The organism is Pseudarthrobacter defluvii (assembly GCF_030816725.1).
Taxonomy (GTDB): Bacteria; Actinomycetota; Actinomycetes; order Actinomycetales; family Micrococcaceae; genus Arthrobacter; species Arthrobacter defluvii_A.
Genome location: NZ_JAUSYG010000001.1, coordinates 2,084,394 through 2,097,224, shown reverse-complemented (window position 1 = coordinate 2,097,224; position 12,831 = coordinate 2,084,394). Strand labels below are relative to the sequence as shown.

At 65.6% G+C, this 12,831-nt stretch carries 9 protein-coding genes and 1 pseudogene; 6 read left to right on the top strand and 4 right to left on the bottom strand.

All coding sequences use genetic code 11. From position 1 onward, the window contains the following. Window positions 1-234 precede the first annotated feature (234 nt). Entirely contained in the window at window positions 235-1,710 is a 1,476-nt protein-coding gene (gene rpsA / locus QF031_RS09805; protein ID WP_159632080.1) for a 30S ribosomal protein S1, read from the top strand. A 116-nt stretch (window positions 1,711-1,826) separates the two neighbouring features. Here rpsA and QF031_RS09800 read toward each other — a convergent pair whose 3' ends face one another. Beyond that, window positions 1,827-2,327 (bottom strand): GNAT family N-acetyltransferase, encoded by a 501-nt coding sequence (locus QF031_RS09800; RefSeq protein ID WP_307427251.1) that lies wholly within the window; start codon window positions 2,325-2,327, stop codon window positions 1,827-1,829. After that, window positions 2,311-3,021, bottom strand: coding sequence for an IMPACT family protein (locus tag QF031_RS09795; RefSeq protein ID WP_307427248.1), 711 nt, complete (start codon window positions 3,019-3,021; stop codon window positions 2,311-2,313). The genes QF031_RS09800 and QF031_RS09795 overlap by 17 nt, the downstream gene beginning before the upstream one ends. A gap of 76 nt (window positions 3,022-3,097) precedes the next feature. On the opposite strand from QF031_RS09795, the gene QF031_RS09790 reads away from it, so the two are divergent. From QF031_RS09790 to uvrB, 3 genes are all read left to right on the top strand, one after another. After that, entirely contained in the window at window positions 3,098-3,772 is a 675-nt protein-coding gene (locus tag QF031_RS09790) for an SRPBCC family protein (RefSeq protein ID WP_307427245.1), read from the top strand. Window positions 3,773-3,802: 30 nt separating this feature from the next. Continuing rightward, a complete protein-coding gene (gene coaE, locus QF031_RS09785; protein WP_307427241.1) occupies window positions 3,803-5,017 on the top strand; it encodes a dephospho-CoA kinase in 1,215 nt (404 codons plus the stop codon). A gap of 80 nt (window positions 5,018-5,097) precedes the next feature. After that, complete coding sequence (gene uvrB, locus QF031_RS09780; RefSeq protein WP_307427239.1) at window positions 5,098-7,212, top strand: excinuclease ABC subunit UvrB; 2,115 nt, start codon at window positions 5,098-5,100, stop codon at window positions 7,210-7,212. A gap of 117 nt (window positions 7,213-7,329) precedes the next feature. On the opposite strand, the gene QF031_RS09775 is transcribed toward uvrB, so the two are convergent. Further along, on the bottom strand, window positions 7,330-8,652 hold the full coding sequence (locus QF031_RS09775) for an ABC transporter substrate-binding protein (RefSeq protein WP_307427236.1): 1,323 nt from the start codon (window positions 8,650-8,652) through the stop codon (window positions 7,330-7,332). 324 nt (window positions 8,653-8,976) lie between these two features. Here QF031_RS09775 and QF031_RS09770 point away from each other — a divergent pair, with 324 nt between their 5' ends. Both QF031_RS09770 and QF031_RS09765 read left to right on the top strand, forming a co-directional pair. Beyond that, window positions 8,977-10,005 (top strand): TerC family protein, encoded by a 1,029-nt coding sequence (locus QF031_RS09770; protein ID WP_307427234.1) that lies wholly within the window; start codon window positions 8,977-8,979, stop codon window positions 10,003-10,005. Between the two features lie 134 nt (window positions 10,006-10,139). Then, window positions 10,140-11,576, top strand: a complete 1,437-nt coding sequence (locus QF031_RS09765; protein ID WP_307427231.1) for an MFS transporter — start codon at window positions 10,140-10,142, stop codon at window positions 11,574-11,576. On the opposite strand, the pseudogene QF031_RS09760 reads toward QF031_RS09765, so the two are convergent. Continuing rightward, window positions 11,562-12,828, bottom strand: a pseudogene (locus QF031_RS09760) (alpha/beta fold hydrolase). The gene QF031_RS09765 and the pseudogene QF031_RS09760 sit on opposite strands and share 15 nt — an antisense overlap. Window positions 12,829-12,831: the final 3 nt, after the last annotated feature.

The following is a 12,831-nucleotide window of genomic DNA, read 5'->3' as shown; positions in this document are numbered from 1 at the left end:
CCGCGGCCCTGGCCCGCTTCCGCTTTGACCCCCATTGCCGGCAGCGACTAGACTGAACGGGCGTGTACCACGTGCACGCGCTTGCAGTCCCCTAAAGACTGCATTGAAAGCAATCCACAAATCAGGATGACCCGGGGAATCCATCGGATTCACCGAGAATCGCGCCTGCCTTCCATAACGCGGGCGCGCCGGTTTGCCTGACCGACTAACTATCCACAACGGAGCCCCTACTACATGACCATCACCTCCACCGAGAAGCCCGGTACCCCCGTAGTCGCCATTAACGACATCGGTACCGCTGAGGACTTCCTCGCAGCTGTCGACGCGACCATCAAGTACTTCAACGACGGAGACCTCGTCGAAGGTACCGTCGTCAAGGTCGACCGCGATGAAGTCCTGCTCGACATCGGTTACAAGACCGAAGGTGTCATCCCCTCCCGCGAGCTGTCCATCAAGCACGACGTTGATCCCGGAGACGTCGTCTCCGTTGGCGATCAGGTCGAAGCCCTGGTGCTCACCAAGGAAGACAAAGAAGGCCGTCTGATCCTCTCCAAGAAGCGTGCTCAGTACGAGCGTGCCTGGGGCGACATCGAGAAGGTCAAGGAAGAAGACGGTGTCGTCACCGGTACCGTCATCGAGGTTGTCAAGGGTGGTCTTATCCTCGACATCGGCCTGCGCGGCTTCCTGCCCGCATCCCTCGTCGAGATGCGCCGTGTGCGCGACCTTGCTCCGTACATCGGCCAGCAGATCGAAGCCAAGATCATCGAGCTGGACAAGAACCGCAACAACGTGGTCCTGTCCCGCCGTGCATGGCTCGAGCAGACCCAGTCCGAGGTCCGCTCCACGTTCCTCAACAAGCTGGAAAAGGGCCAGGTCCGTCCCGGCGTCGTTTCCTCCATCGTCAACTTCGGTGCATTCGTGGACCTGGGCGGCGTAGACGGCCTCGTCCACGTTTCCGAGCTCTCCTGGAAGCACATCGACCACCCGTCCGAGGTTGTCGAAGTTGGCCAGGAAGTCACCGTCGAGGTTCTCGAGGTCGACCTGGACCGCGAGCGCGTCTCCCTGTCGCTCAAGGCTACGCAGGAAGATCCGTGGCAGACCTTCGCCCGCACCCACGCCCTGGGCCAGGTTGTTCCGGGTAAGGTCACCAAGCTGGTTCCGTTCGGTGCGTTCGTCCGCGTCGAAGACGGCATCGAAGGCCTGGTCCACATCTCCGAGCTCGCCGTGCGCCACGTTGAGCTGGCCGAGCAGGTTGTCTCCGTTGGCGACGAACTGTTCGTCAAGGTCATCGACATCGACCTGGAACGCCGCCGCATCTCGCTGTCCCTGAAGCAGGCCAACGAGGGCGTCGACGCCGACAGCACCGAATTCGATCCTGCTCTGTACGGCATGGCCGCAGAGTACGACGAAGAGGGCAACTACAAGTACCCCGAGGGCTTCGATCCCGAGTCCAACGAGTGGCTTGAGGGCTACGAGAACCAGCGTGCAGCCTGGGAGCAGCAGTACGCTGACGCCCAGACCCGTTGGGAAGCACACAAGAAGCAGGTTGCCCAGCACGCCGCCGACGACGCTGCAGCTGCAACGTCCGGTGACAGCGATTCGGGTACCACCAGCTACTCCTCCGAGCCTGCTGCCACCGATTCCGGTGCCGGCACCCTGGCTTCGGATGAGGCACTTGCTGCCCTCCGTGAGAAGCTGACCGGCAACTAATTGCCGCCGGCCCGGACTTCCCGGGCTGACGCAACGGGCCCCTGCGAAAGCAGGGGCCCGTTGTGCTTTAAGGCAACCAGGCAACAAGTGCCGGCCGTTGCGCCCTCCGCCCGGCGCTAAAGCTCGACGACGGCCAGGACCGTTCCGTCGCCGTCGTGCGTCAGTGCCGCTCCGGCTGCCGCGAGCAGCCGCTGGGCGCTATGGTTACCGGCCAGGGTACGGGCAGTGACGCGCTTCAGGCCAGCACGCCGGGCCTTGGCCAGCACCAGGTCCAGGGCGGCGCCGCCGACGCCCCGGGAACGAAAGCTGCGGCCAAGCCAGATGCCGGTTTCCGCCATAGGGATGCCAGCTTCAGTGCGGCGCTTGAGGCGCACGGAACCGGCGATCTCGCCGCCGCTGTAGACAGCCCAGGTCTTTTCCGCGGCCGGTCCGTCCAGGCCCTCCGCTGCCGCATGGTGGTAGCTGAAGAACCAGGCCGTGCGCTCCAGGTTCCAGCCGGGGCCGCCCAACGGGGGAGCAACCTCGTCGGGGGAGGCGTCGCGCTTGGCCAGTGCGAGCAGCAGGTCCGCCACTGCCTGGTCAACGTCCACGAGAGCCACATCAGGCAAGGGGTTCATCGACCCATTCCGTCCCGTCGGGAGTGAGGCTGGCGGAACCGGCCGTGAGCTGCAGGACGCGGTCCCTGGCGGCGGCAAGGGCGGCAGCGTCGTCGGGCACGGCAACCCGCAGCATGGTGTCCCGGTCCTGGTAGGTGGTGTCCGCCATGACCATGCCGGCGGCCCGCAGGTCGTTCTCCAGCCGCCCTGCCACGGCGTGCGGTACGGCGGTGTAGCAAATGCGCCGCCTGCTGCGCCGGACCAGCGGTGCACGGTCCAGGGCCGCCGAGACAGACTCGGAATACGCACGGACCAGCCCGCCGGCACCGAGCAGGACACCGCCGAAATAACGTACGACGACGGCGCTGACATCACTGAGGTCCGTCGCGCCGGGCACGGTTTCCCGCTTCAGGAGGGCTTCGAGCATGGGGATGCCGGCGGTCCCGGCGGGTTCGCCGTCGTCGCTGGAACGCTGGATGGTGCGGTCGGGCCCAAGGACGAACGCGGAGCAGTGATGGCGCGCATCATGGAACTCCCGGCGCAGGCCTGCCACCAGGTCGCGGGCTTCGTCCTCGGTGCCGGCGCGACGGAGGACGGTGATGAACCTGGACCGCTTGACCTCCAGCTCGTGCCGAAAATCCCGTCCCGCTGCCAGGGTGGTATAGGTCCTGGCCCGGCTGTCCCCGTCCTGTGGTGGTTCCGCCGGTTTAAACACCGCTTCAGTCTAAAGGAGCAGGGCCTCGGGGCTTAGGTCCCGTGACAGGGCCGGCAACGGCCCGGAGAATCGACCCATGTCAGTGCCACGCAATCTGAAGCGGATGGCCGCCCCCGCAGGGATGCTGGCCGGAGTGGCTTCGGCCGCCTGGTTCCGGAGGTCCTACCTGCGCTGGAACGCCTCCGATGCCGAAGTGGAAGACCGGCTGCCGGGCGACGATTTTCTGCAGGTCGCAGACCTGCAGGCAACCCGTGCCGTCACCATTAAGTCCCCGCCGGACGCAGTGTGGCCATGGTTGGCGCAAATGGGTCAGGGCCGCGGCGGCCTGTACAGCTACGACTTCCTGGAAAACCTCGCGGGCCTCGACATCCACAGCGCGGACCGCATCCATCCCGAGTGGCAGGACATCAAACCCGGCGACCGGTTCCACCTGGCACCTGATCCTTCCGCGGACCTGGAGGTGGGCCTCGTGGACCGCGGCAAAGCGCTTGTCCTGCGCGTTCGGCCGGATTCCCCTCCCGGTCCTTTCGACTTCAGCTGGGCGTTCGTCCTGCGGCCGCAGCCCGACGGCACCACAAGGCTGCTGGCGCGGGAGCGTTACGCCTATCGGAAATGGTGGACGCGGGTCATGGTCGAGGCAGTGGAGGTAGCGAGTTTCATCATGTCCCGGCGAATGCTGAAGGGGATCAAAACCCGCGCTGAGGGCACCGCCCAAATGCCGGATGAGCCCATCCGGGAGTTTCCCGGCTGATGGCCACGCCTTTGGCCCTAGGGTGGGAGGGTGCTGAAAATAGGGCTGACGGGCGGGATCGCCTCAGGGAAATCGGTGGTGGCCGCGCAACTGTTGGAACGCGGCGCCGTATTGGTGGACGCGGACGCGCTGGCCCGTGAGGTGGTCGAGCCGGGGACCGAGGGGCTGGAACGCATCGTGGCGGAGTTCGGCGCAGGGATGCTCGACGGCGGCGGGCGGCTTAATCGCCCCAGGCTGGGCGAGGCAGTGTTCGGCGACCCGGGACGGCTCGCCGCGCTGAACGCAATCGTCCACCCCCTGGTACGTGCCCGCGCCGCGGCCATCACTGCTGCGGCCTCCGCTGACGCTGTCGTGGTCCAGGACATTCCCCTCCTGGTGGAGACCGGGCAGGGGGCCAATTTCCATTTGGTGGCAGTGGTGGACGCGCCGGACGAAGTGCGGCTGCACCGCATGCAGGAGCTTCGCGGCATGACAGCTGAGGCAGCGCTTTCCCGCATGGCCGCGCAGGCGACGCGCGCCGAACGGCTGGCCGCTGCCGACGTGGTCCTGGATAACTCAGGCACCGTGCAGCAGTTGCTGGAGCAGGTGGACAGGCTGTGGGACGGCCGCCTGGTGCCGTTCGCCCGCAACCTGGCAGAAGGTAGGCGGGCACCGCGGCGCGGGGGAGTGGTCCTGGAGCCGCACCGGCCGGACTGGGCGCAGGAGGCGCAAAGGATAGCGGCAAGGATTACTGCGGCGGCGCCCGACCACATCCTCGCTGTGGACCACATCGGCTCCACCTCTGTGCCTGGCTTGGCCGCCAAGGACGTGATCGACCTGCAGGTCACGGTGCCGGACCTGGAGGCCGCGGCGGCGGTTGCGCCGCTCCTGGCCGCAGCCGGCTTTCCGGCCGTCCGGGGAGTGGAGGCGGACACCCCGAAGCCCGGCGATCCCGACCAGTCGGCGTGGTTGAAGCGGTTCCACGCCAACGCGGACCCTTGCCGTGCAGTGAACGTCCATGTCCGGGCGGCGGGTTCGGCCGGTTGGCGGTACGCCCTGATATTCCGGGACTGGCTCCGGAACGACCCCTCCGCGCTGCGGCTTTACGAGGCGCATAAGGCGGACCTCGCCGGGCGCTTTGCAGACCCGGCCGGCACCGGGGCCTATGCCGAGGCCAAGGAACCCTGGTTCACGGACGTAGCCTGGCCACGGATGTCCGCCTGGGCGGAGGCAACCGGGTGGGAACCGCCGTCGTACCCGTCCTGACCGGGAGCCGGGCACGGGTGGTTGTTCGCCTGTAACGGACGGGGCCGTTCAGTGTCGGTGCCCGGTTGTAAATTAGATCCATGAGCCTTGCGCAGGAAGTCAACCGTTTTGTAGCGCCCTTCGAAGTCATCAGCGAATTCCAGCCCGCGGGCGATCAGCCTGCCGCTATCGCTGAGCTGACGGAGCGCATCAATAACGGTGAGAAGGACGTGGTGCTGCTCGGTGCCACCGGTACCGGTAAGAGCGCCACCACCGCCTGGCTTATCGAACAGGTGCAGCGCCCCACCCTGGTGATGGTGCAGAACAAGACCCTCGCCGCGCAGCTGGCCAACGAGTTCCGCGAACTCCTGCCCAACAACGCGGTGGAATACTTCGTCTCCTACTACGACTATTACCAGCCCGAAGCCTACGTGGCCCAGACGGACACTTTCATCGAGAAGGACTCCTCCATCAACGAGGAAGTCGAGCGGCTCCGGCACTCGGCCACGAACGCGCTGCTGACCCGCCGCGACGTGGTGGTGGTGGCCACCGTCTCCTGCATTTACGGCCTGGGTACCCCGGAGGAGTACATCGCCGGGATGGTCACCCTGCGAAAGGGCGCCGAGATGAACCGGGACGACCTCCTGCGTAAGTTCGTCTCCATGCAGTACGCCCGGAACGACATGGACTTCCACCGCGGAACTTTCCGCGTCCGCGGCGACACGGTCGAAATCATCCCCATGTATGAGGAATTGGCCATCCGGATCGAGTTCTTCGGTGATGAAATCGAGAACATCCAGACGCTCCACCCGCTCACCGGCCAGGTGATCCGGGACGAAGAGGAGATGTACGTGTTCCCGGCCTCGCACTACGTTGCCGGGCCGGAGCGGATGGCGCGCGCCATCAAGCGGATCGAGGATGAACTGGCCGACCGGCTGAAGGTGCTGGAAAGCCAGAACAAGTTGGTGGAAGCACAGCGCCTGCGCATGCGCACCACGTACGACCTTGAAATGATGCAGCAGATGGGCTTCTGCAACGGCATCGAGAATTATTCTTCCCACATCGACGGGCGCGGGCCGGGCACCGCCCCTCACTGCCTCCTGGACTACTTCCCGGACGACTTCCTGCTGGTGGTTGATGAGTCCCACGTGACCATTCCCCAGATCGGCGCGATGTACGAAGGCGACATGTCGCGGAAGCGGAACCTGGTGGACTTTGGGTTTCGACTGCCGTCAGCCATGGACAACCGGCCGCTGAAGTGGGACGAGTTCCTGGAACGGGTAGGCCAGACTGTCTACCTTTCCGCCACACCCGGCAAATACGAGTTGGGGAAGGCGGACGGGTTCGTCCAGCAGATCATCCGGCCCACCGGCCTGGTCGATCCCGAGGTGGTGGTCAAGCCCACCAAGGGCCAGATCGATGACCTGCTCGGTGAAATCAAGACGAGGGTGGAGAAGAACGAACGGGTCCTGGTGACCACATTGACCAAACGCATGGCGGAGGACCTCACGGACTACCTGCTGGGCCACGGCGTCAAGGTCGAATACCTGCACTCGGACGTGGACACCTTGCGGCGCGTGGAGCTCCTGCGTGAACTGCGGATGGGATCCTTTGACGTCCTGGTGGGCATCAACCTCCTGCGTGAAGGACTGGACCTGCCCGAGGTATCCTTGGTCAGCATCCTGGATGCGGACAAGGAAGGCTTCCTGCGCTCGTCCACGTCCCTCATCCAAACCATCGGGCGCGCCGCCCGTAACGTGTCCGGCGAGGTGCATATGTACGCGGACCGCATTACGGACTCCATGGCCAACGCTATCGATGAGACCAACCGTCGGCGCGCCATCCAGGTTGCCTACAACAAGGAACACGGTGTCGACCCGCAGCCGCTGCGGAAGAAGATCGCCGACATCACGGACCAACTGGCCAAGGAAGACGCCGACACCAATGCACTGTTGGGCAGCTTCGACTACGGCAAGGGCAAGCGCGGCATCACCGGGGCAAACAAAGCTGGTGCCAAGAAGGGCGCGGCCCAGGTCCGTTCCGACGGCCTGGCGGCGGCCCCGGCCGAGGACCTGGTGGGCCTGATCGCGCAGCTGACCGAACAGATGCACGGCGCGGCCGCGGAACTGCAGTTCGAGGTGGCGGCGCGGATCCGCGACGAGGTCGGCGAGCTGAAGAAGGAACTGCGCCAAATGCAGGCGGCCGGACACGCCTAGGGCTGGGCCTCTGCCTCAGCAGCAACCCCGGTTGTGGGGAGCGGATTAAGCAGGAACGGCGGGCACCCCCTCCAGGGAGGTGCCCGCCGTTCTGGCAGTCCGGTCCGGTGCTGCCTCCTACTTCTTCCTGGCCGAGTCGATCAGGCCCTGTGCTTCCTGCATCAGGCCCTTGGCCGCGTCGGACGGTGACCGCCGGTCGAAAAGGACGTCGCTGCTGTACCGCTGGATCAGCGCCTGAACGCCGGAGGAACCGGTCGGAGGCACGGGCGGAACGCCCTGCAGATCGGGCTTGATGTCCTTGAGGAACGCCGCAGCCGCCTTGTCCGCGGGCGTCAGTTGCGGGTCAATCGCTGTCTGCACTTCGGAGTTGGTGGGGAAGCCGCGCTCCGTCAGGATGGTCTTGGCAGCGTCCAGGTTGTTCAGCAGGTAGTTGACAACTTCGGAAGCCTCCTTTGGATGCTTGCTGCGGGACGAGACGGACCAGAACATGGACGGCTTGTATGACATGCCGTTGTCCTTGGCGCTCCCGGTGGAGCTGGGTGCGCGCAGGATCTTCACCTCAGTCTTCAGCGCGGACTGCAGCGCGTTGACCTGGTTGGTCCACCACCACGACATGGCTGTCTTGCCCGTGGCGAAGAGTGTCTGCTCCACAGGGGCGCTGATGTCCTCGGTGGCGATGTTGGCCGGTGCGGCTGCCCCCTTGTTGCGCAGGTTCAGGATGTTTTCGAAAAAGGAAGTAGCGGTGGCCTCCTTGAAGCCGAGGCCGCCGTCGGCCGAGTACAGCGACTCGTCGTGCTGCATGGCCCAGGTGTTCAGATCGGAGTCGGTCAGTGAGTAGGAACTGCCGTAGTTGGTCTGGCCTGCCTTGGCCGCCGCGGCCGCGATCTGCGCGGCGGTCTTGGTGTAGTCGTCCCAGGTCCAGGTCTTGTCGTCCGGGATGGGCACCCCATAGTCCTGGAACATCTTGGTGTTGATCATCACGGCCTTGGCGTTCTGGCCGGTGCTCAGGCCGTACTGCTTGCCGTCCACCTGGCCGGATTTCAGGGCGTCCTGGTCAATCTTGGAGGTGTCGATGTTGTCCTGCTTGGACAGGTCCAGCAGTGCTCCGCGGCCGCCGTACTCAGCGATGTACGCCTGGTCCATCTGGATCACGTCCGGAGAATCATTGGCGGCGGTGGTGGTGGCCAGCTTGTCCCAGTAGCTGCTCCACACCCCGGGCTCCGCCTGGATCTTGATGTTGGGATGGGAGGCCTGGAAGGAGTCAATGACCTGCTGCGTCTGTTTGTTCCGCAGGTCGTTGCCCCACCAGGTAAAGCGGATGGTGACGTTGCCGCCGCTGTCGCTGGACGAGGCCGGGGAGCAGCCGGTAGCCAGCAGGGCCACGGCGGCGGCCGTTGCGAGGGCCTTGGCCACCTTGCTAGTGCGAAGAGGAGTCTTCATTGACCAACCTTGACTTTCTGGATGAACACTAGACGCGAGAAACCGTTTTCTCACTGCGTGTGATTATTACAAGCGGCACAGGCAGGGTCAATGCTTTTTCGGAAACCGTTATCCGGAAGAGCTGTGGGCTCCGCCGGGGCATCGCCGCGACGGTGCTGGGGTACAGTTAATGGCACGTAGGGGAGTATCCCAAAGCGCTACGATCGTCAACACGCAGGGCACAGTTGCCCCGCCGGGCGTAGCGGGCCGCCACTTCAGCACCAAGTGCACAGGCAGGCCGGAGAGACTTACACCATTTTTGTGTACCCTGCGAAAGGCTGCCCTGTGCTCGATTTGCCCCTATGGTTCGAGGTTGGCTCGTTTGTCGTCCTCGGCCTGATTCTCCTGATCGATCTCCTCCTGGTGGTTCGCCGGCCGCACGAGCCGTCCATGAAGGAAGCCGGTTTGTGGGTGGCCTTCTACATCACCCTGGCGCTGGTGTTCGCCGGTGCCATGTTCGCTTTCACCGGACCTGAGTTCGGAAGCCAGTTCATCGCCGGCTGGGTCACGGAGTACAGCCTCAGCATTGACAACCTGTTCGTGTTCATCATCATCATGGCCAGGTTCTCCGTCCCCCGGAAATACCAGCAGGAAGTGCTGATGGTGGGCATCATCATCGCGCTCATCCTTCGCGGCATCTTCATCATGCTTGGCGCCATTGTCATCGAACAGTTCAGCTGGGTGTTCTACATCTTCGGCGCGTTCCTGCTGTGGACCGCCTGGAAGCAGGCGCAGGACGAGGGCGAAGAGGAAGAAGATCGGGAGAACCCGCTGATCGCCAGGATCCGCAAGGTCATCCCCATGTCGGAGAAGTTCGACGGCGGCAAGCTGCGGACCACGCTCAACGGCAAGAAGGTGTTCACCCCCATGGTGATCGTCTTCATCACCATCGGCCTGACGGACCTGCTGTTCGCCGTGGACTCCATCCCCGCGATCTTCGGCCTGACCCAGAGCCCCTTCATTGTCTTCACCGCCAACCTCTTTGCCCTGATGGGCCTGCGGCAGCTGTACTTCCTCCTCGGTGGCCTGATGAACCGGCTGATCTACCTCAAGCATGCGCTGTCCGTCATCCTGGCGTTCATCGGCGTCAAGCTGGTCCTGCACGCCATGCACGTGAACGAGTTGCCGTTCATCAACGGCGGCCACCACATCGAGTGGGCGCCGGAGATCCCGACGTTCGTGTCGCTCGCCGTCATCGTCGGCACCATCATCATTGCCGTGGTCGCCAGCCTGCTCAGCTCCAAGGCCCAGGCCGCCGCGATTGATCCCCGGCTTGAAGAAGACGTCCGGAAGAGCCACAGCGACGCCGAATAGGCACACCCGACCCCAAGATTCCTCCCGGTAGTCCCGGCCGCCTGCGCGGCCGGGACTACGTCCTTTAAAGCGCCCTGCAGCAGTGTCGGGGCCCACCCCTGTGGCAGACCCCGGCGCAGGACTATGCTCGGAACATGGCCCGCACACTTGTGAAGGAACAGGGCGTGGCCCAGGTGCAGCGGCGCACCGTTGTACTCCTGAGTACGGCCCAGGTGTTCGGTGGACTCGGAACAGGATCAACGGTGTCCATCGGCTCCATCCTGGCCGTCGAACTTTCAGGCTCCAGCGCCTGGGCGGGATCCGTTGCCACCGTGATGACCCTCGGGGCAGCGGCCGCCGCACTGCCGCTGGCATCACTGGCCGAACGGCGCGGCCGCCGGGCGGGCCAGGTGGCCGGCCTCTCCGCCGCGCTGGCAGGTGCCGTGCTCATGGTGCTGGCCGTGACATCCGGTGCCTTCATCCTGCTGGTCCTGGGAGCGGCAGGCATCGGCGTGGGCACCGCCGCGAGCCTGCAGGCAAGGTTTGCCGCCGTCGATCTCGCTCCCGCCGAGCACCGTGGCCGGGCACTTTCCACCGTGGTCTGGGCGGTGACCGTTGGCGCCGTTGCCGGGCCGAACCTGATCCAGCCCGGCACTGCCGTTGGAGCGGCGCTGGGCCTGCCGCCCATCGCTGGCCCCTTCGTGATTTCCGGGGCCGGGCTCCTGATCGCTGCGGTGCTCCTGTTCGCCGGCCTACGCCCGGACCCGCTGCTGCTGGCACGCGAACTTGCCGCCGTCAACAGCGGGACCGACCAGGCCGGGGCGCACGAACCGTTGATCCCGGCGGTTGATAGCACGCGCGCCCGCGGCCCTGGGCCTGATGTCCCCGCATCCGATGTCACCGCGTCCGATCTTCCCGGGCCCGCTGTCCAGGCCGCCGCAGCGGCGGCCGGAGGCTCGCTGGGCCGCGGACTGCGGGCCATCCGCAGTTCACGGACTGCGCTGCTGGCGGTGACCGCCATCGTCGCCGCCCATGCTGTGATGGTGGGCGTGATGTCCATGACGCCGCTGCACTTGCAGCACCTTGTGGAGGGGACCGGCCCGCACGCAGGACATGGGGTCGAGGGCGACGTGCTGGTCATCATCGGCTTCACGATTTCGCTGCACATTGCCGGGATGTTCGCGCTGTCCCCGGTGATGGGGTGGCTGACGGACAGGGCAGGCAGGATCGAGACCATCATGATCGGCTTCACGGTGCTGGTCGCGGCTGTGGCCATCGCCGGGTTCGGACAGTCCTCAACCGCCGGTGTGGCCGTGGGCCTGGTCCTGCTCGGCGTGGGATGGTCCGCTGCCACCATCTCGGGGTCCACGCTGCTGGCCGAGAGCGTGGGGCGGGATGCAAGAGTGGCGGTGCAGGGAGTGTCCGACATGCTGATGGGTGCCGCCGGTGCCGTGGGCGGCGCATTGTCAGGGCTGGTGCTGGGTTTTGCCGGCTACCTGGGCTTGAATCTGCTGGGCGGCACCATCGGGGCGGTTGTCCTGGCCGCCGCGATCGTCGCCCGGACGTCGCACCGGCAGTCAGCGGCCGCCTGAGCGGGCCATGCCCAGCAGGCGCGCGAAGATCCTCTCACCGTCGTCGGCGATCCCGTCGTGATGGAAGTCTGCGGTCTCCCAGACCTGCAGGCCCCGCACGGCAGCCGCCGTGCGCAGGGAGAGGTCCCGGTCCACATAGATGTCGTTCCGCGTAGACTGCCGCGGCCACGGGAACATTGTTGGCCGCCAGCACCTGCGGGTCGTAAAGCGGCTTCCAGTCCTGCTTGCGGGCCAGCAGTTCAGCGACTTCCCGCAAAGCGTGCAGGGCAGGGTCCTGTTCGAAGTACCACGGGTACACCATCTCGCCGGTCAGCAGCAGGGGCTCGGCGTCGGGCCTGAACCACGGGTTCTCGGCAAGCATCCGCCGGGCTGACCAGTTGGTAGCCTGGCCCTGGCCGTAGATGGATTCGTGCATCAGGGCATAGAGCGGGTTGGAACGGCGGGAAACCACTCCCTGGAGCTGTTCCAGGAACGTGTCCGAAAGCCGCGGTCCGCCGGCCGTTTCCACGAAGGCGTCTTCCAGCAGGTAGTGCAGGCTGTCCACGCGGGTGTTGCCACCCAGGTATGCCCCGGCCATCTGGAACCGCTCCACGGTGAGGGGCGCGCCGTCGGGCAGGACCTCGGTGGTGGAGCGCAGGTGGCGGGCAATCCGTTCGACCGTAGTCCGGTCCTCGGGATACCAGCCGAAGTACTCGTCGTTTCGTGCCGCAACGCGCTGGTAGGTGGCCCGGTACACGTCGTCCGCGCTGCCGGCCAGCGGTGCAAGCCCGCCGGTGATGAGCACTTCGAGCAGTCCCTCCGGTGCGAAGGACAAATAGGTCAGAGCGCAGAAGCCCCCGTAGCTCTGGCCGTAGATGGTCCAGGGTCCGGACCCCAGGGCTGTGCGGATCAGTTCCGCGTCCGCCACGATCGAATCTGCACGGAAGTGTTCAAGGTAGGCGGCCTGGTCAGCCGCGGATCCGCGGCCGGGCAAGGTGTTGCGGTCAAGGGGAGTGGAGAGTCCGGTGCCGCGCTGGTCCAGCATCAGGATCCGGAAGTCCTGTGCCGCTGCCTTGCTCCAGCCGCCCAGGGAACTCCACCTGTTCCCACGTCCGCCGGGGCCGCCCTGAAGGAAGAGAAGCCACGGGAGCCGTGCGGCCGCTTCCTCGCTGTGCGCGGAGGAGACGTATTCGCGCGCGAAAACAGTGATGGTCTCGCCGTCGGGTTGTGAGTGGTCCAGCGGGACGGTGAAGTAGTGCTCCGCGGTGCGCATGCC